Genomic DNA, 18,902 nt, shown 5'->3' with positions numbered 1-18,902 from the left:
GGAGCGGACGTCAGTTCTGAATATCTATTCGAGGTTGAAGTCGTCCGTATGTGGATACATTGACCATTTCCATCTACTCTGACAAGCCAAAATATCATTGCTCTCTTCCATTCCTCGACATTAGAAAAACTCCATTTTTTCATAAGGATGCTTTATGCAGGCTCTGAGGCGGCTATCCAAATTTCCGTCATGAATTTCCAGCTTGTGTCCATCTGGATCTAAAAAGTAAATTGATTTACCTTCACTCTTGTTTATTTTCCACTCTGTAATGCCTGATGATTTCAGCTTTTTAACATATACATCGAAGTCTTCGCTTCTGATACTGAATGCGTAATGAGTGTAATCTTCTCGAGTAGCGACAGAATCCGCAGAAAGGCACAGCCATAGATTACCAAGACTAAGGTAGGCACCACCGGCCCATTTGGCCTTTGGTGTAAAACCAAGTCTGTTTACATAAAAATCAAAGCTTCTTGAAACATCGCTCACGGCGATTGTTATATGATTCAGTCCGTTCAGCATTCTGTGTCTCTTCACCAAGATATATGAGGTTACAAGTTACCTTCAGATTACTTTAGCTCAGCGTCTGAGTGAATCGAATGCTTTAACGTCTCTTGTTGGCACATAGCCGCCCCTTACTGGAAAATCTTCAGCTCGTTCGCCCGCAGCACATCAAACGCCCCCGCATTTAAGATAACACTCAAAACAGTAATGATAATTATTTGCATCCATATGGTATGTTGAATGCGCAAATAACAAGACATATTTCTCAGGACGGAAGGTAAGACTCAGCGAATGGGGAATAACCTGTGGCTGCGTTGAGATGCAGCATTTATTCAATTTATGGAGATAAGATGAGAAGAATTTCAGTCCGTTCAGTGCTATTGGCCTCCACGATTGCGATGTCAACTGCCACAGCGGCATACGCCGATAGCCAATGGACAGCCGCTACCACTACCTTTCCTGGCAGTATCCGTGCTGGATCACGGGACGTTCCTGTTAAGCCCGGAGATAAAACGGTTATATCGATTAAGAGCCTGCAGGCGGGCGCGACTGTCACCATGCTGAATGGTGCTGAAGTCCTGACACCGAAACCACTGACCGCCGACGAGAAGGGAAACCTCACTATTCCGTTAACCATTCCGGCCGATGCCGCTACAGGCCTCCATCCACTCACTGTTATCACGCAAAATCCGGCGAGTGTTTCGCAGGTCATGTTGAAATTGTCCCAAATTGTTCCCCCGAAAAACACGGAGGCTTTCAGGCTGCAAACCATTCCCGTCGGTGAGCGAGCTTACCAGTCGGCAGTTTCGGCCGACGGCAAGCTGTTCGTGACCTCTGCACGCGGCCCGAAGGATGGTAGCCGCCTGATGAGACTGAACGCCGGAACGCTGGCTGTCGAAGCGGAGGCCACGCTGCCTAAAGACAAAAAGGGTGAGCAGATTGGTGTCTTCGGCATCGGTATTGATAATGTCCATAACCAGGTCTGGACGACAAATACGCTTGCCGAGACGGTGACCGTCTATGACGCAAAAACGCTTTCCGTCGTGAAAGTCTTTCCTGAGGGGACGGTCGTACATCCACGCGATGTGATTATTGATGAAGCCCACAATCGGGCTTATGTCAGCGCAGCGCTGACCGGTTTTATCGAGGTTTATGATACCAAAACGCTGGAGCATATCGGTCAGATGGCGTTCGTGACGAACCGCGGCCGCGACGCGTTTTACAATACAGATCTTGCGCTCGACAGTGCCGGTGGAAAACTCTATGGCGTTAGCCGCGATACGCCCTGGGTGGGCTGGATTGATCTCAAAACGAGCAAAAGTACAACGGTGAAAATACCTCAGGCGCAAGGCGCAACCGACATCGCGCGCGATCCGAAAACCGGCCGTCTTTACGTCGTTTCCCAGGAGACGAACAATGTCGTGGTTCTTGATGCGGACGGCAAGGTTCTCGCCGATACCTACATTGGTGCCGGGGGCGTCTCTGTCGTTTGGGATCCGGTGACGTCGCAGGTGTTCGCCGCCACGCGTGCAGGCGGAACCGTTGCTGTTCTGGACAAGGACGGTAAACTGGTTGCGAATATCCCGATGGATGATACGCCAAACCACCTGACTGTCGCGCCTGATGGTGCCGTTTATCTGGTGTCTATGTATGGTACTACCGGGGATAAAGCTCAAACGGGCTCAGTGACGAAAATCACCCCCAAAAAATAACGGTTTTAATCCACTACGTTATTCGCGGGCAGATTAGCCTGGCATTATTACTGGCCCCCAGCCGCTTATGGGGTGGGGGTATGCTGCACGAATCTGCCCGTTCACAAGTTCCTAAGAGATTGCTGAGCGAAGAGCGGACCTGATCCTTTGACATGCCCTACAATGGCGGCCAGGTTGAACATTTGATTGTTAAACAATGGAGTTTTTTATGAGCCGGCGTGTTTTCGCGTTTTTTTTTATCATATGCGCATTTGCTGTAAATGCTGCTGATGGCGGTAATGGCGGTAATGGCGGGAATTTTTCTGATGGAGGAAACGGATCAGACGGTAGTAATACTGTTTCTGCTCCGGGCCGGGCGGGTTGCCCGGGCGGTACCAATCCAGACCGGTCAGGAAAATTTTATCTTCCCGGGACACAACAGCAATGCAATCCCGGGAAGCAGGATGCAATGAAAGACTCCAGGTAAGGTAATAGCTTCAAGTGTCTCTGGAACCACAAACGTCCGCTCCTGGCACTAAGCGGCCTGAAATGGCCGCCCGTAACGGCTACGTGCCTGTCGCGCACTACCAGCGCGTAGCCTGCATATCAATCACAAAGCGATACTTAACGTCCCCCTTAAGCATACGGGCAAAAGCAGCCTCGACATCCTCGCCACCGATCGTTTCAGTATCGGCGGTAATATTGTGCTCGCCGCAGAAGTTCAACATCTCCTGGGTTTCCTGAATGCTGCCGATCGACGAACCGCTGATGCTTAAACGTCGAAACACCATCGGGGTAATATTCGGCGCATTGTGTGGCTGGTCCGGAATGCCTACCAGCACCAGGCGGCCATTGGTTTTTAACGTTGCCAGATACGGATCCAGATCGTGCGGGGCCGCTACGCAGTCAATGATAAAATCCAGCGAGGTTTGGCAGGCAGCCATTTGCGCGGCATCGCGCGATACCACGACCTGTTTGGCCCCCAGACGACGGGCATCTTTGCCCTTCTCCGGGGTGGTCGTAAACAGGGTCACTTCCGCTCCCATCGCACTGGCCAGCTTCACCGCCATATGGCCTAAACCCCCCAGTCCCACAACACCAACACGGTCGCCTGCTTTAACGTTGAAATGCCGCAGCGGCGACCATACCGTTACGCCCGCACACAACAGCGGTGCAACCCCGGCAAGCGGCAGGTTTTGCGGTACAGAAACAACAAAATGTTGATCGACAATCACGCTCTGCGCATAGCCGCCCCAGGTTCTGTCGCCGGTATATTTATCAATGCCATTGTAGGTAGCAGTAAACCCCGCTTCACAATACTGTTCTTCGTGGTGCTTGCAGAAATGGCACTCGCGGCAGGAGTCGACCATCACCCCCACACCGACGATATCACCGGGTTTAAAATGGGTGGCCTCGTCCCCAACGTCCACGACGCGCCCGACAATCTCATGTCCCGGCACCAGTGGATAATGGCTAACCGCCCATTCGTTACGCGCCATATGGAGATCGGAGTGGCACACGCCGCAATAGAGGATCTCGATTTTGACATCCTGCTTTTGTAACGCGCGCAGCGACACCTGGCCCGATGTTAAGGGTTGTGCCGCGTCATGCGCGACTAATGCGTTGATTTTCATCTGACCTCAGGAATGTGCTGGTTTTGGCTAACTCAAGAGGGCAGACTATAGTCAACAGGGTTCGATATTGATAGTAGTTACCATTTGGTGACCATAAGCAGAGGATAGAACAGTGCCAGCCTGGGTTGAGGGTAAACTCTTTTTCTATGCGGACTCGCCGCCGCGCCGCCTGATGGAACTTTTTTCAGTTAAATGGAGCACAATGGTGCTCCACGCGCTGTATCACTGGCCGGATGAACGCGCACGCACCGGCGAGCTACAGCGTAGCTTGCAGGGGATTTCCAAGAAAATGCTGTTCCAGACGCTGAAAGAGCTGGAGATGCGAGGGCTGATTGCCCGCCATGTGTATGACGTGATCCCACCAAAGGTTGATTACCGTCTGACCCCACTTGGCAGAACCTTTGCCGAACCCATTGAGCAAATGTACCAGTGGGGATTAGAAAATCAGTCCGCACTGGATGAAATGGACGCTAATTATCAGACGGCGTCGAGCTAAATCAGAGGGTGGGTATCGCGGCGGGTTTATGAGAACAACGAATCAACGCTGAAGTGTATCAGAGGCAGAAGGGCTGCCTGATAACGCCAGGCTCTCCTTAACCGCTCGTTCCATCTGCTTTCTGTTGAGAATGAAACTGGTCCGCTCACCGGGTATTGTTAACCTGAACTCGCCATCTAACGGCATGGGGGATATCAAATACCATCGTCCCTGGAAGAAAAGCCAGTTCACTTAAACCTCGATCTATTCACGATGAGCGTAGTCAAAATCGCTATGAATGCTTCCTGTTTCTGAAGGCTGCGACTTTTATACGATTGCCGCACGTTGCCATACTGCACCAGCGGCGGCGATGCGATTTACTCAAATCGTGGAAAAGTAAAATACAATTATGCGCTTCACACTGGCGCACAAATTCAAATTTATTGCCTGTGACCAGTTTCACCAGGGCATCGGCAACAGGCCAGAGAAGGCTTGCGGGACTATTGCTGACGGGATGCGTGCCGGCATGATATTGCCGTGTCTCCTCATCCCATTGCAGTCTCGTCAGAGGATGCCCTTCTTTAAGGATCCTGTTAATCACACCCAAATCAACCGCAACAGAGTTCATTGCAGCGTGTACGACAGCCCTGGCGGCATCCCGGAACGGGTGGGCTTCTGCCAATAACCCTGCGGGGGCTTCAGTCCCTTTTGAGACCAGGCCCGCCTTGACCAGCCAGTCTATGACGCTACGATCGTCATCAAAACAATCATGTCGCTCATCACCTGTCCCGTATTCACTGTTTATGAAATCCAGCGCAAGGTTATCGGCCAGAAAGAGAGGCGGGGATGAAATTGGTGTGGGATCCATAATAGCGCGTAACTCATAAAATCATTTTGACAGGTTACCAAATTTAACCCTAACCTTCAAATCGACACTTTAACGGTTGCGACAAAGCAGTCTTTATCCACCGTCAGGCTGGCGATCTTATGCACCGGGCCACGCATACAGACGTGAAAATCGTCTCTGATGGTAATTTGCAACTGCCCCCCTGGCATGTTGACGTCAATCCGATCATCAACCCGACCTAACCGGCGCATGGCGCTGGCAGCCGCGCAGCTGCTGCTACCGGATGCCATCGTAAATCCGGCACCCCGCTCCCAGATACCAATCTTCAGCGTATGGCGATCGACAACTTCCACGAATTGCACATTGGTGCGTCGGGGGAACCAGGGGTGATTTTCAATTTGTGGCCCTAAACGATGAACCTGTGCCAAATCGAGCTTATCAACAAGTACGACGCAATGGGGATTACCCATTGAGACCAGCGCGACTGACAGGGTTTCATCTGCCAGCGCGAGGGGATAATTCAACGCCTCGGGCAAATTAACTAACGCGGGCAATGCCGTTGGATTGAAATTAGCCCGGCCCATTTCCACGCTGATCTGGTGAAAATCGTTATGCACGGTGCAATGTACCTCACCGCCCGCGGTGCGCACTAAAAATGGCTGATGCCCGACACGCCCTATATCAAAAAGATAACGGGCATAGATACGCAGGCCGTTACCGCTTTTCTCGGCCTCCGAGCCATCCGGATTGATAATGCGCAGCGTTGGGTTGTTCAGGTCGCCACTGTCGATCAGTAAACCGTCAGATCCTACGCCATAGTGGCGATGGCACAGGATACGGATTTGCTCGTTGCTCAGCTGTTCAGCAACAGAACGATGGCATACCAGGTAATCGTTACCCAGCCCGTGGTATTTATGAATGAGTAAAGGTGTCATGGAGTCGGTTAGCCTTGAGCTGCTGATTTCACTGCACATTACAATACATTCACTGGCCGGATGGGTAAAACATTACCGTTTTCGGATTTCGGTAATGTAAGTAATTGCGGCGTGCTCAACGAAATTGGGCACGTCCTGCCAGGCTTCTTTTCCGACAGGGGAGTCAAAAGCCGCCAGCTGTTGCCAAAAATCCGCTATGTGGTGGACACGTTGGTGAAGGCCGCCGATGACGGCCTGCTTGATTGATTACGCCTGGGTTTCGGACCAGAACGGAGAGTCTGTATATCCTTGCTCCTCGCCGCCATACAGGGTTTCCCGGTTGACGTCGTTCAGCGGCGCTACGTCCAGACCTCTTTGCCATCAGGCATTAACCATACCAGGCCCGCGGGTGCCTTAACCAAAAACCACATTCCAGACTCGTCCAGGTCGTTATCCTCATCATCAGAGGGGTAGGGCGGCCAGGCATTTTTTAATAGGGTTAACTGCTCCGAGAGGGTTCCGGTCAAATACACGCTGTTTGCAGCGAGTTTAATTTTTTTCTCTTTTAATAAACGCGTCAGAAATTCAAAAAACACTTTCTTTCTGAACAGGTAATCCTCAGAAACATCCGCGCAGTCGATGCTCAAATGCTGCCATAAGGCCCCCATTGACAGGCCATAAGCACTCTTTATCACCGAGGCATATAATTGCTGGGTATTTTCCATGGTTTAACATTAATCCTTAGCGATCTTTCAGCAGCTGTTCGAATTACGGAACCCGGTCGCTTTTAAGTGCAGCCAGGATGGCGGCTTCCATTTTCTCCGGCGTGGTGAAGGGGGCAAAACGCTTGAGCGGTTTACCGTCGCGTCCGATCAGGAATTTAGTGAAGTTCCACTTGATCCGCCCACCCAGCACGCCGGGCAATTCGTCTTTCAGGTACCGAAATACCGGGTGCGCGCCGGCGCCGTTGACCTCCACTTTCTCGAACATCGGGAAGCTCACCCCGTAGTTGATATGGCAGGTCTGCGCGATGTCGTCGGCGCTGCCGGGTTCCTGCTTACCGAACTGGTTGCAGGGGAAACCCAGAACCACCAGCCCTTGGGCAGAGTACTTCTTGTAGAGCGCTTCAAGGCCTGCATATTGTGGCGTAAAGCCACAGTGGCTGGCGGTATTCACAACCAGCACCAGCTTGCCCGCATAGTCGGCCATCGGGATAAGCTCGCCACGCAGGCTGGTGGCAGTAAGTTGATGAAAGGGGGTCATATCGGAATCCTTAGAGTAGAACATCTTTCGATGTCGATACTGCCACGCAGGACGTTGTTGCTGGGGCACTCGGCATCGTTCCTCTGCTGTTTGTTCGCGCGATTAATACCTTAGCCACTCACGCAGCATAAAGCTCGCTATATATCTGCAGAACACTCTCGAAGAAACTGCTAATAATGGTGGTTGAGAATGATTTGCATTAACAAATGCAAGCATTTATCGTTTGTAACATAATTTTACGCCCGTCAACATTACTCATCGCTCCCACATAGAGGGGCAAGGGCTGCTTTTGCCTGAAATAAGCCACAGGGTCGGGCGTGCTGGTCGCAGGACATTGTCGTTTCACGACATTCTTATTACCAACAGGAATGTTTTTTTCTGGACAAGGGAGAGAGTCCGCTGCGGCTCAGACACATTATGGTCACGTTGAAAAAAGTACGTTCTAATTTTGCCGGAGGGGTCACGCCTCTTCTTTTGGGTCTTTTCTCGGCTCTTCCTGGCAGCGCCTGCGCGGCCGAAGCGAGTGAAGAGAGTTATCAGGATCAAGAGACCTTGATCGTGACCGGTGAAAAAACCGCGCGTTCGATTCTCGATACCGGGTCGAGTGTCGAAGTCTTCGACAGCCGCCGTATCGATAGCCTGCCAGGGGCAGAAACGGTGACGGACCTGATGCGCCTGACCGCCAACACCGTCGATATTGGCATCGGTAACGATCTGCCCACCGTGCGCGGGATTGACGGCTCCGGGCCCAGCACCGGTGCAGGGGCGTTTCTGAGCGGCACCCGACCTCGTCTCAGCCTCTCTCTGGATGGTCGTTCACTGACCTACAACGAGCAGGCTTATGGGCCGCAAACGCTGTGGGATATGGAGCGCGTGGAGATGTTCCGCGGGCCGCAAAGTTACATTCAGGGACGTAACGCGATTGCCGGTGCGATCGTGATGACCTCCAAAGATCCGAGCTTTGAATGGGAAAGCGCATTCAAAGGCGGGGCAGGGAATCAGCACGCTTCCGAGCTGGCGATGATGGCCACCGGCCCGCTGGTGGAGGATCAGCTGGCGTTTCGTGTCAGCGTGGATCGCCAGCGTCGTCGCAGTGATATCGACCTGCCTGCCTACGATCCGGTCGGCGATCCGCGCGAAGTCCAGACCACCAACGCCCGGGCCAAACTGTTGTTTAATCCTGCGGGGTTGCAGGATCTGACCACCAAACTGACGTTCAACCACGCCGACAGCGGCTCGCCGCAGAACGAAAGCCAAAACCCGATGCCGCACCCGACCAATCCGCGATACGACTGGCGGCGGGCGGTGTTCAAAAGCAACGTCAACAGCGGGATCTGGGATCTCTCCTGGCAGGCCGACGACGCCCTGACGCTTGAGAACAAGCTTATCTATACCGGGTATCACATCAACCGTTATGTGGCGACCGGTCTGCCGAGGGCCAAAATCGACGGGCGCGAAGTGCACGTGGAGCCCGTGGCGCATTTCGGTACGGCGGACAGCACCTTCCGGGGCCTGGCGGGGCTGCGCTATTTTGATGCCTCTCAGGATGAGTCGGTCTATATCTTCGGCGGCTCGACCTTTACCGACGATACCCGCACCAGCTCCGCCTATGGAGAATTGACCTACGCCGTGACACCGCAGGTGGATATCACCGGCTCCAGCCGCGTAGAAAGCGAGCACCGCAAGCGCATTGGCGGCAGCAAAACCGTGCGCGTGGATCTCGACGAAACCTATAACGTTTTCCTGCCGAAACTCGACGTCACCTGGAAACCCGATCCAAACCAGACCTGGGGTGCCCGTATCGCCCGTGGCTATAATGCCGGTGGCGCAGGCATTACCCTGAACGCGCCTATTACCAGCTATACCTATGACCCGGAATATGTCTGGAACTATGAGCTTTATACCCGCCACAAGCTGGATGATGCGAACCTGGTGCTGACGGGGAATCTTTTCTACAACGACTACAAAGACATGCAGTTGCCCTACTACCTGGCGGCTAATTCGACGGTCATCCGCAATGCCGACAAAGTAGAAACCTGGGGCGCTGAGTTTGGGGCAACCTGGACGCCGGTATGGGATGTCGAACTGTTCGGTAATGTCGGCTTGCTGAAAACCCGTATTTCCGACTTCCCGGGCAGCGGCGTTGAAGGCCACGACCTGGCACGCGCGCCAGCCTATACGGCTAACGCGGGCGCAAACTGGCGTCTGGGGCAAGGTTGGGAGCTGAGCGGCAACGTCGCCTTCTCGGACTCCTACTACTCCGCCTACGATAACGACTCGCGCGGACGTGTCGGCTCGTACTGGTCCGCCAATGCCCAGCTGGCGTACACCTTCATGTATGGCCGCGCCACCGTCTTCGCACAAAACCTGTTTGATGCCGATCGTAAAGTGATGATCAGCGGCAACGATATCTACAGCGCGACCGAACAGCGTTCACGCCTCGTCGGTGCTTCGCTGGAAATCTGGTTCTGATAACCGCGACGGGGGCTTTCCCCCGTCATTTCCCCTGACTGTCCTTGCGACATGGAGATCCTGATGTCTGTTACTCCGTTCCCGACGCGCACCCTGGCCTCACTGCTGGTGGCGACAACCCTGACCTTCGCCGCCCCGGCGCAGGCGGCGGACGCCCTGATTCAGACCGATGATATTACGCGCAAAAGCCTGGCGCCTGCCCTGGTTGAGCTGGCGTATAGTCCCAGCCAACATGCGGTGTTCGTCAGCGCGCCAGACTGGAAAGAAGAAGCCCGCTCCCGGGTGCTGCGCCTCGATCCGAACACCCTTGAGGTGCAGGCTGAAATCCCCCTCGCGGTAAAAGGATTCGGCGTGGCGCTGGATGACCAGAACCATCGCCTGTATCTGACCGAGGGTTTTAACGGTGCCGTTGGCGTGGTAGATACCCAGACCAACCGCAGCCTGGATGCGATCGTGCTTCAGAATAAGGTTAATTTGCAGCAGGCGTACCTCAGGCACGGCCTGACCGGCGAAAACCTGAAGTTCCTGTTAAGCGAGCTGCAGCGCTTTAAAATCACCGATGACTATCTGTATAAAGTGCGCGAGGCGAAGTACGACGCCCGTACAGGCCGACTGTTCCTGCCGGGGCTGGGTTATGGTGTCGATAGCGTGCTGTTTGTCGTGGATACGCGTACCGGTAAGCTCGAAAAAACGCTGCCGGGCTTTGGCTTTTATGCGGTGGGAATTGCGCTTGATGAACAAGGCCGCCGGGTGTTTGTCTCGAACATGCAGGGTCAACTGATGACGGTGAATGCCGACACCCTGGAACTGACAAGCACCACCGAGATCCAGGCCGACCAGCTGCTGAACCTGGTCTACGATCCAACCCGCAACCGGGTGCTGGGGGTCGATCAGGGGATCGACCGCGACAAGTATCGCAACCCTTTCCTGCAGAAGACCTACACTCGCCGCAGCAGTGGTCATCGCCTGTTTGCACTGGATGCCGACAGCGGCAAGCTGCTGGCGAGCGAGCCCACGGACGAGGTGCCTATCGGTGTGTTGCTGGATGAGCGCGCCGGACGGGTGTATGTCACCAACCGCAACGGGGTTCGCGTTGAGCAGGGTACAGGTACGCTGGCGGTCTTTGATGCCACCACGCTAAAACGTCTCCAGACCCTGGCGTTGCCTCCGCATCCGAATAGCCTGACGCTGGATACGCGCGACCACGCGCTGTTTGTAACGGTAAAAAATGACGGTGAGGCCACTCAGGCAGGCAAACCTGAGAGTGTGGTACGTATTGCGCAATAGCCGTGCTAAGCCGCCGGGAGGCGGCTTAGCCTTGCCTGAATCCACTGGCACGGGCAATGCTCGTGATTTCACCGTATCTGATTTTTCTGTCGATATAAGGCTGGGGCTTACCAAACAAATATCCTTGTGCGAGATCGCAGCCCAGTGCCTGAAGACTTTCCAGTTGTTCCTGCGTTTCAACACCTTCTGCAACCGCCTTCATATTGAGGGACTTCGCCATGCCAGTGATGAGTTTAATAATGTTAAGGGTGTCTTCCTGGGTCGATATCGAACTCACAAAGGACTTGTCGATTTTAATTTTATCGAAGGCAATCTTACTCATCCGCGAAAGCGAAGAGTATCCCGTACCAAAATCATCGATGGAGATCTTCACGCCCCACTCTCTGAGCTTGTTAAGGGTATTTATCGGCGTATTGCTCTCGGTAAAGAGGGAAGACTCCGTCACTTCCAGTTCAAGACGGTCTGCCGGAAGGCCTGTTTCTTTCAGAATGGACAGCACTATTCCGGCAAAGGCTTTGCTGCTTAGCTGAACAGGGGAGACATTGACTGAAATTTTAGCCGGAACCGCCCAGCAAGCCGCTTCCCGGCAGGCCATTTCAAGCACCGATTTGCCCATCTCGTTAATCATTCCTGTTTTTTCAGCAACCGGAATAAAACTATCCGGCGACAGGAGGCCTTTCAGAGGGTGAATCCAACGAATAAGGGCTTCATAGCTGTAAATTTCCCGGCTGAATGAATCGACAATGGGCTGGTAATAAACCACGAATTCTTTATTTACTAATGCCACGGCCATATCATGCTCAAGGGTTCTGCTTTCCTGCAGCTTATCTAACATCCATTGCCGGAAGACTTTTATCTTACCAGCGCCTTCATTTTTGGCTTCATAAAGCGCCAGATCGGCAAATTTATACAGATAATCGGAGCGGCGTTCAGTCTCAGAGATAACAATGCCAACGCAGGTGGTGATGTTGATAATCGTGTTATAAATAGTGTAGGGCTGGTTGAGGGCAGTACATATTTTTTGGGCTTGTGAAACAGCACGGCTCTCTGTCAGCCCACTCGAGAGAAAGGCAAACTCATCCCCCCCTAAGCGATAAAGTGACTCTGAACTCAGGCTCAGCGACGTCAGGCGATGGGATATCTGGCGTAATAACATGTCACCGACATCATGACCGTACGTATCATTTACCTCCTTGAATCGATCTAAATCAAACAACATCACAGCCACAGAACGGTTGTTTTTTTCTGCGGCCTCGATGGTTTTATTTAAATTTTCCCAGAAAAACTGGCGGTTATTCATCTCGGTAAGAGAATCATGATAGACGTCATATTCCAGTTTTGTATTCTGGATTTGCAGTTGTTCTTTCGATTTCTGCAGCGCTTCAGCCAGGTTCTTCACCTGAAGATGCGCCTGAAGAATATTTCTGTTCTGATAGAATATCAGCACGCCCAGTAACGCACTCAGAATGATCAGCAGTACGGACATTGCTGAATAAATATAGTACAGAGTTTGAATTTTGAGGTTGGCGTTATTAATTGAATTAACATCTTTGCTTAATGCAACGGATGAAAGACGACTCAGTGGCGCATCAAGCGTATGCATTATTTTCAGGTAGGCCTGGAGTTCTGAACGGTTCATTTTCTCAAGGTGAACATCCAGATAGTTAAGCGTCTTTTCAAGTTGCATAGCAAGCTCATGATGCGCTTCATTATTTTTTATATAATGTCCCAGATCGCCTTCTTTCATTAAATCATTCTGGCTGAGCATAATGTCGAGGCGCAGGCGCACATCATCGATCTTCATCGTGTCTTCAATCGTGTAAAGACCCAGCCATGATTCCAGCCGATAATATTCAGATACTAGTTGTGCAGCAGACCAGGAGTCGGTGTAGTGAGTCAGTTTCTGTAACTCTTGTTGCCTTTCATGCACGAGGAAAGAGATATAGCCGGTAGCTATAAAAAGGGAAAATATGATGCCCGCCAGTATCCTGTTCATGATGCTCCTCTGAACGCCTACTCAATATTCATTTTGCTGACCTGCCATGCTGATCTTGAATAATAGATCTTATTATTCAGTTCAGGCAGGCTATCGTAGGGATACACAATGAATAACGGACCTTTATCACGAATACGCATATATTCGCCGTTGACTTTCAACGCAAGGATAGCATTGTATTTCCTGAAATCATCGAGAGGGATATCGGTGGTATAGTCATTGAGCGCAGTCACCTTAAGGACAGAACCTTTTGCCCCGACATACTCCATAAGCTTTTGCATGGGTATACCCGTAAAGGTAGTGCGCCCATTATACCAGGGTGAGGTAGTCTGGAAAGTTACCGTGCCCAGTTTCTCAAGGCTGGCGATATCGAAAACAGCTTTCCCGTCTTCATTTGTATTTTCTATCTTACCGGACAGCGTTAAAAGGACTTTACCGGCAGGTTTGGAAAGTTCACCCGCCCAGACATGGGTAGAGACCAGTAAGCTTAACAGCATAACAATTAACCGCATTTTAACCTCAACTTGCTACCGATTTAACACAATTATAATTTAGTTATTATGCTATTTATATACTGACTGGTTATTATTGACGCAATCAGTTAATTCTTATTTAAATCATTTAAAATCAGTGCGTTAACCTCTTGCTGTTTTTTAATGATGATTAAGTGACGCTGTACAGTTATGTGAGTAATGCTGAATTATATTGTGCCTGTATAAAAATTAAGCTCCCTGTAAGTCAGTATACTTAAGCATGCATCTATATAGACGTTACGTCTGCGTACATTGTGGGTTTCCAGAAGGTCGAGACGCGGCTGAACTTTTCGTTATATAATTCTTTGCATAACGAAAAGTGAGGACTTATGAAACAAAAATTCTGGCAAGGCGCGTTGTTGAGTTTACTGGTTGTTATCCCGTTGTCCGCAGAAGCATCGCGTCAGATAACCGACCAAATTGGTCGCCAGGTGACGATCCCTGATGACGTGAATCGGGTTGTGGTGCTGCAGCATCAGACCCTGAACTTGCTGGTGCAAATGAACGCCAGCGACAAAATTGTCGGTATTCTGGCGAACTGGAAGCAACAGCTTGGCGAGGGCTACGCCCGGCTGGCACCAGAGCTGAATCAGAAAGCGACGCTCGGCGATCTGACCCACGTCGATGCGGAAAAACTGGTCGCCCTGCATCCGCAGGTGGTTTTTGTCACAAATTATGCGCCGCAGGAGATGATCGACAGCATCAGCAGTCTGGGGATCCCGGTTGTGGCTATCTCGCTGCGCCATGATCCCGCAGGTGAGAACGCGAAAATGAACCCAACGTTGGCGGATGAGGAACAGGCCTACGACCAGGGGCTGCGCGAAGGCATTACGCTGATTGGCGACATCATCAATAAACCAAAAGAAGCGAAAGCCCTGAACGATGCGACCTTTGCCGGGCGCAAAATGGTCCGCGATCGCCTGAAAGACATTCCCGCCGAAAACCGTATTCGCGCCTATATGGCGAACCCGGAGCTCACCACCTACGGTTCAGGAAAATACACCGGCCTGATGATGGCGCATGCTGGCGCACTCAATGTGGCTGCCGCCACTGTTAAAGGTTTCAAAACGGTGTCCATGGAGCAAGTGATTGCCTGGAACCCGCAGGTGATCTTCGTGCAGGATCGTTATCCCTCTGTGGTCGATGAAATCAAACACTCTCCCCAATGGCAGGTGATTGATGCGCTGAAAAACCAGCGTGTCTACCTGATGCCGGACTACGCCAAAGCCTGGGGCTACCCGATGCCGGAAGCGATGGGCATCGGTGAATTGTGGATGGCGAAAAAACTCTATCCCGCAAAATTCCAGGATGTGGATATGCAGAAAGTCGCGAACGACTGGTATCAGCGGTTTTATCGCACAAACTATCAGGGCAACAACTGATGCGCGTGCTGGCCGCGGGCAGCCTGCGGGGAGTATGGCCGCAGCTTATGGCGCATTTCCCCGAACCGGTTGAAACACAATTTGGCCCGGCGGGGATCTTGCGTGAGCGTATTGAAGCCGGTGAATCCTGCGACCTGTTTGCGTCAGCTAATCTGGCCCATCCGCAGGCGCTGCTGATGGCCGGTCGGGCGCTGGCCGTGGTCCCTTTTGCCAGCAATAAACTGTGCATCACCGTCTGCAGCGACAGGCTGCACGGTAACGACGACTGGCGCGCGTTGCTCACCCGTACTGATTTGCGCCTCGCGACGTCCACGGCGGGATGCGATCCTTCGGGCGACTATGCTCAGGAGTTGTTCGCCCGTATGGGACAGGCAAGCGATGCCGTACGGGAACGCGCGCTCGCGCTGGTCGGCGGGCATCACTCGGCCCCGGTGCCAGCAAACACACTGGCGGCAGAGTGGGTCATTCGCAGTGGGCAGGCGGAGATGTTTATCGGGTATGCCAGCTACGCAGAAAAGCTCCGCCAGATTGCGGGATTAACGGTCATCGATATCCCTGAACCCTTTAACCCGCGGGCGCAGTATGCCGCCGCGCAAATCACGGCCCGGGCGCACCATCTGGCCGCCTTTTTACAGTCGCAAGAGGCGCAAAAAATACTGCGTGAAGCGGGGTTTGACGTCGCCTGAACGACCTCTTTTGCCCGACGGTGAACGTGGGTATAGTGATTATCTGCTTAAAAAACGAGAGTTCAGACATGGTGACCCCCGCGCTTGAAACCGAACGGCTACTGCTTAAACCGCTTTCCTCTGACGATGCAGTACAAATCCAGCGCACCTTTCCGCGCTGGGAAATTGTGCGCTACCTGATCGCCAGTGTTCCCTGGCCTTATCCGGACAATGCGGCGCAGCACTATGTCGATAACATTGCCCTGGCCGCCAGCAAAAAAGGTAAAGGCTGGTACTGGACGCTGCGGCGGAAGGAGGCGCCGGAGGAGGTGATCGGCGTTATTTGCCTGATGGATATCCCCGACAATAATCGCGGTTTCTGGCTGGTACCCGAATGGCAAGGCCAGGGGTATATGACGGAGGCCTGCCATGCGGTAACGAACTTCTGGTTTACCGAACTGGATCGCGAGGTGCTACGCGCCCCAAAAGCCGCTATCAATAACCGTTCCAGAAACCTTTCTGAGCGCAGCGGGATGCGTTTGCTGCGCGTAGAAAAGGGGGAATACGTCGCTGGCGTCCTCGACACAGAGTTGTGGGAAATCACCCGCGACGAATGGCGGCAGCTTAACGGAGCATCCGCCCGCCGCTGAAGCTCCAGTCATCGGCGGTATTAAACTGGATCATCACCATGACATCATCCTGGTGAATATCCAGGGTCGCATGCAGCCGTTCGCACAGCGCGCCGCAGAGGTTTTGCTTCTGCTCATGCGAGCGCGGCTTGCCCGCCAGAATGTGAAACTGAATAAAATTGTCGCTGCGCCCGCCGCTTTGATAGTGACGATCGAACACGCGCTGCCCCGCAGGAAGGGTCTCGAAAATCTGAAAGCGATCGCCCGCTGGGACGGCGAATTCCGCCTCTAAACTCTGTTGTAGAATGTCGGAAATCTGCGTTATTTGCGCGTCGCTGTATCCCTGACGCAGGATGATACGGGTGAAGGGCATTGGCGTTACTCCTCGTCCAGACAAGCCAGTGCCGACACCGCTGCGGGCCAGCCTGCGTAGAACGCCAGATGGGTAAAAGCTTCGGTTATCTCAGTCTGCGTCAGGCCATTTCGCTGCGCGAAGTCGATATGCCAGGGGAGCTGCTGCGCCCGTCCCAGCGCCGTCAGCGCGCCCAGCGTAACCAGGCTGCGATCGCGTGGGGAGAGCGCGTCACGTTTCCAGATATCATTAAAAAGCACCTCCTGACTCAGTTCGGCCAGCTTAGGGGCGATGCGGATCAGGGATTCAAGATCGAGCGATTGCGTCATGGTGTTCTCTCCGTATTGACAGTAAAACGATTCTGGCGGCATATGTTGATCCTGAAAATCAAATTATCTGCGGCCTACCATCCCGCATTTCAGGACGATAATGATCAAACTCCCCCCCACGCTCGACCTTGATGCCTTGCGCAGTTTTGTGACCGGCATCGAATGCGGCAGCTTTGCCCTGGCCGCCAGCCGGCTGTGTCGTTCCACCTCGGCGGTCAGTGCCCAGCTGAAAAAGCTGGAGCAACAATGCGCAACAGAGCTGGTGGTGAAGCAGGGCCGCCACCTGGCGTTAACCCGTAACGGCGAGATCGTCATGGGATATGCTCGGCGGATGCTGGCGATGAATGATGAGGTGCAGCGCGCGCTCAAAGGCGAGCTGTTACTCGAGGAGATCCGCATCGGTATGCAGGAGGATTTTGGTGAGTCGCTGATGCCGGGCATTCTGGGCGAATTCAAACGCCATCACCCCGGGATGCGGATCATTGCCCGCGTGGATCGTAATCAGCCGCTACTCACTGCGTTTGATGACAACGCCCTCGATATGGTGCTGCTGTGGCAGACCGAGAATACCCAGCGTACCGGCAGGCTGATCGGCCAGCGTCCGCTTGAGTGGATCCAGCCCCTGGATATGAACATCCACGCGCTGCTGGCTCAGGGCGAGCCCTTGCCGCTGGTGATGTTTGACACCCCGTGCCTGATGCGTTCGCATGCCATCGACTGCTTAAACCGTGCGGGTATCGCCTGGCGGGTGGTGTTCGTCAGCCACAGCCTGAGCGGGATCTGGGCGGCGGTGCAGGCCGGGCTCGGCATCACGTTGCGAACGCGTATCGGCATGCCGGGTCATTTACGCGTGGTGGGGAACAGCCTGCCTGCGGCGGGAAGCCTGGGGATTACTCTGGAGCAGAAGCACGGGAACGACGCGCAACAGCGGGCGCAGACAATGCTGGGGCAAATAATGGAAGTGGCGCTGCTTAGGGTGAAATAAGCGTCAGGGTGACATGATTCCTTAACCAAAACGTGCGTCCAGATATCACCCTGTTCCGGGATATACTATCAGGACGCACTGACGTTACGCTTTAAGAACACTAGCCTCAGTTAAATTAAGGCCTGTTAATGATCTCGGCCGGAATTGGCTCGCCGTGATACTTCTCGTAGATGGCATTCAGTTTGCCGTTTTGGAGATTAGCGGCAATCCACTGGTCGAGTTTTTCTTTTAGTTCCGGCTCATTCTTTTTCAACCCAATCGCTAAATCAAACACGGTCAGCGTCATTTTGGGTTCGAATGCCAGATCGGGATTTTGCTTCTTAATCTGATTAACCAGCGTGGCGGAGGTGGCGACCGCGTAAGCCTGACCACTCACTGCCGCCGTCACCAGCGTGGCATCGTCGTCGTAGCGTTGAATAGTGACGCCATTTTTCATCGCATCTTTGGTCAACATCGAATCCTGCGTCGTTCCGCGGGTGACGGTAATGGCCCGTCCTTTGAGATCGGCCCAGTCGCTTATTTTGGTGGCTGCCGGGGCACCGATTACCGAGCGTAAGCCCGCGTAGGCGCGGCTAAAATCAATCACCTGCGCGCGCTGCGGCGTGACAGAGAGGGTGGATATCACGATATCGGCCTTGCCGGTCTGTAAATTCGGGATACGGGTCGGGCCGGTGGTTTCGATGAATTTCAGTTTCAGCCCCCAGTCTTTGGCTAACAGCTGGGCCGTTTCCACATCGGAACCTACCGGTTTCATTGATGCATCCAGCATCCCTGAAGGCGGAATGGACATATCGGTGGCAACACGTATTTCACCCCGTTTTTGAATCTCCTCCAGGGCATTAGCCGAGACGGGGAGGGTGACGATGGCCGACAGCAGCGATGCGAGCAGTATGATTTTTTTTGCAGGTCTCATTATTATTCTCCTTGGTAGGGATATTTCGCATGTT

General features: G+C 53.1%; 19 protein-coding genes and 2 pseudogenes. 9 read left to right on the top strand and 12 right to left on the bottom strand.

Going from position 1 to position 18,902, the window contains the following annotated elements; genetic code table 11:
- Positions 1-120 precede the first annotated feature (120 nt).
- The gene (locus tag M8014_RS04015; protein WP_271281247.1) at positions 121-519 is read right to left on the bottom strand and encodes a fosfomycin resistance glutathione transferase; all 399 of its coding nucleotides are present in this window, start codon (positions 517-519) and stop codon (positions 121-123) included.
- Between the two features lie 332 nt (positions 520-851).
- Between M8014_RS04015 and M8014_RS04010 the strand changes: the two genes are divergently transcribed.
- Entirely contained in the window at positions 852-2,213 is a 1,362-nt protein-coding gene (locus M8014_RS04010) for a YncE family protein (protein WP_271281246.1), read from the top strand.
- A gap of 563 nt (positions 2,214-2,776) precedes the next feature.
- Here M8014_RS04010 and M8014_RS04005 read toward each other — a convergent pair.
- Positions 2,777-3,826: an NAD(P)-dependent alcohol dehydrogenase gene (locus M8014_RS04005; protein ID WP_271281245.1), complete on the bottom strand. Its 1,050-nt coding sequence runs from the start codon at positions 3,824-3,826 to the stop codon at positions 2,777-2,779.
- 112 nt (positions 3,827-3,938) lie between these two features.
- Between M8014_RS04005 and M8014_RS04000 the strand changes: the two genes are divergently transcribed.
- Positions 3,939-4,322 carry a winged helix-turn-helix transcriptional regulator gene (locus tag M8014_RS04000; RefSeq protein WP_271281244.1) on the top strand — a complete coding sequence of 128 codons (384 nt, stop codon included), beginning with the start codon at positions 3,939-3,941 and terminating at the stop codon, positions 4,320-4,322.
- Between the two features lie 271 nt (positions 4,323-4,593).
- Here M8014_RS04000 and M8014_RS03995 read toward each other — a convergent pair whose 3' ends face one another.
- The 3 genes and pseudogenes from M8014_RS03995 to M8014_RS03985 all read right to left on the bottom strand — a co-directional run.
- The gene (locus M8014_RS03995) at positions 4,594-5,169 is read right to left on the bottom strand and encodes a CGNR zinc finger domain-containing protein (protein WP_271281243.1); all 576 of its coding nucleotides are present in this window, start codon (positions 5,167-5,169) and stop codon (positions 4,594-4,596) included.
- A gap of 56 nt (positions 5,170-5,225) precedes the next feature.
- Positions 5,226-6,083, bottom strand: a complete 858-nt coding sequence (dapF, locus tag M8014_RS03990) for a diaminopimelate epimerase (RefSeq protein WP_271281242.1) — start codon at positions 6,081-6,083, stop codon at positions 5,226-5,228.
- A 72-nt stretch (positions 6,084-6,155) separates the two neighbouring features.
- Positions 6,156-6,260: pseudogene (locus M8014_RS03985) on the bottom strand (EthD family reductase); the annotation flags it as partial.
- Between M8014_RS03985 and M8014_RS22785 the strand changes: the two are divergent.
- Positions 6,243-6,329 (top strand): annotated as a pseudogene (locus tag M8014_RS22785) (LysR family transcriptional regulator); the annotation flags it as partial. The pseudogenes M8014_RS03985 and M8014_RS22785 overlap by 18 nt on opposite strands.
- 92 nt (positions 6,330-6,421) lie before the next feature.
- Here the strand turns inward: M8014_RS22785 and M8014_RS03980 are convergent.
- Positions 6,422-6,787 carry a DUF596 domain-containing protein gene (locus M8014_RS03980; protein ID WP_271281241.1) on the bottom strand — a complete coding sequence of 122 codons (366 nt, stop codon included), beginning with the start codon at positions 6,785-6,787 and terminating at the stop codon, positions 6,422-6,424.
- A gap of 43 nt (positions 6,788-6,830) precedes the next feature.
- Positions 6,831-7,325 (bottom strand): glutathione peroxidase, encoded by a 495-nt coding sequence (locus M8014_RS03975; protein ID WP_271281240.1) that lies wholly within the window; start codon positions 7,323-7,325, stop codon positions 6,831-6,833.
- 417 nt (positions 7,326-7,742) lie between these two features.
- On the opposite strand from M8014_RS03975, the gene M8014_RS03970 reads away from it, so the two are divergent.
- Together M8014_RS03970 and M8014_RS03965 are read left to right on the top strand one after the other, a co-directional pair.
- A complete protein-coding gene (locus tag M8014_RS03970; protein WP_271281239.1) occupies positions 7,743-9,797 on the top strand; it encodes a TonB-dependent receptor in 2,055 nt (684 codons plus the stop codon).
- Between the two features lie 63 nt (positions 9,798-9,860).
- On the top strand, positions 9,861-11,084 hold the full coding sequence (locus M8014_RS03965) for a YncE family protein (protein ID WP_271281238.1): 1,224 nt from the start codon (positions 9,861-9,863) through the stop codon (positions 11,082-11,084).
- A 25-nt stretch (positions 11,085-11,109) separates the two neighbouring features.
- Here the strand turns inward: M8014_RS03965 and M8014_RS03960 are convergent, their stop codons facing one another.
- Positions 11,110-13,080 (bottom strand): putative bifunctional diguanylate cyclase/phosphodiesterase, encoded by a 1,971-nt coding sequence (locus tag M8014_RS03960; RefSeq protein ID WP_271281237.1) that lies wholly within the window; start codon positions 13,078-13,080, stop codon positions 11,110-11,112.
- Between the two features lie 17 nt (positions 13,081-13,097).
- Positions 13,098-13,592, bottom strand: coding sequence for a putative pterin-binding protein (locus tag M8014_RS03955; protein ID WP_271281236.1), 495 nt, complete (start codon positions 13,590-13,592; stop codon positions 13,098-13,100).
- A 350-nt stretch (positions 13,593-13,942) separates the two neighbouring features.
- Between M8014_RS03955 and M8014_RS03950 the strand changes: the two genes are divergently transcribed.
- From M8014_RS03950 to M8014_RS03940, 3 genes are all read left to right on the top strand, one after another.
- Complete coding sequence (locus tag M8014_RS03950) at positions 13,943-14,995, top strand: ABC transporter substrate-binding protein (RefSeq protein WP_271281235.1); 1,053 nt, start codon at positions 13,943-13,945, stop codon at positions 14,993-14,995.
- Entirely contained in the window at positions 14,995-15,681 is a 687-nt protein-coding gene (locus M8014_RS03945; RefSeq protein ID WP_271281234.1) for a molybdate ABC transporter substrate-binding protein, read from the top strand. Before M8014_RS03950 ends, M8014_RS03945 begins: the two co-directional genes overlap by 1 nt.
- A gap of 68 nt (positions 15,682-15,749) precedes the next feature.
- Complete coding sequence (locus tag M8014_RS03940; protein ID WP_271281233.1) at positions 15,750-16,310, top strand: GNAT family N-acetyltransferase; 561 nt, start codon at positions 15,750-15,752, stop codon at positions 16,308-16,310.
- Here M8014_RS03940 and M8014_RS03935 read toward each other — a convergent pair.
- Positions 16,285-16,662, bottom strand: coding sequence for a tautomerase family protein (locus M8014_RS03935; RefSeq protein ID WP_271281232.1), 378 nt, complete (start codon positions 16,660-16,662; stop codon positions 16,285-16,287). The genes M8014_RS03940 and M8014_RS03935 overlap by 26 nt on opposite strands.
- 5 nt (positions 16,663-16,667) lie before the next feature.
- On the bottom strand, positions 16,668-16,970 hold the full coding sequence (locus M8014_RS03930) for a carboxymuconolactone decarboxylase family protein (protein ID WP_271281231.1): 303 nt from the start codon (positions 16,968-16,970) through the stop codon (positions 16,668-16,670).
- 100 nt (positions 16,971-17,070) lie between these two features.
- Here M8014_RS03930 and M8014_RS03925 point away from each other — a divergent pair, with 100 nt between their 5' ends.
- Positions 17,071-17,955: a LysR substrate-binding domain-containing protein gene (locus M8014_RS03925; RefSeq protein ID WP_271281230.1), complete on the top strand. Its 885-nt coding sequence runs from the start codon at positions 17,071-17,073 to the stop codon at positions 17,953-17,955.
- 115 nt (positions 17,956-18,070) lie between these two features.
- Here M8014_RS03925 and M8014_RS03920 read toward each other — a convergent pair whose 3' ends face one another.
- Complete coding sequence (locus tag M8014_RS03920) at positions 18,071-18,868, bottom strand: transporter substrate-binding domain-containing protein (RefSeq protein ID WP_271281229.1); 798 nt, start codon at positions 18,866-18,868, stop codon at positions 18,071-18,073.
- Between the last annotated feature and the right edge of the window lie 34 nt (positions 18,869-18,902).

It is taken from the genome of Silvania hatchlandensis (assembly GCF_025564065.1).
GTDB lineage: Bacteria > Pseudomonadota > Gammaproteobacteria > Enterobacterales > Enterobacteriaceae > Enterobacter > Enterobacter hatchlandensis.
This window is presented reverse-complemented; position numbering and strand designations above follow the sequence as displayed.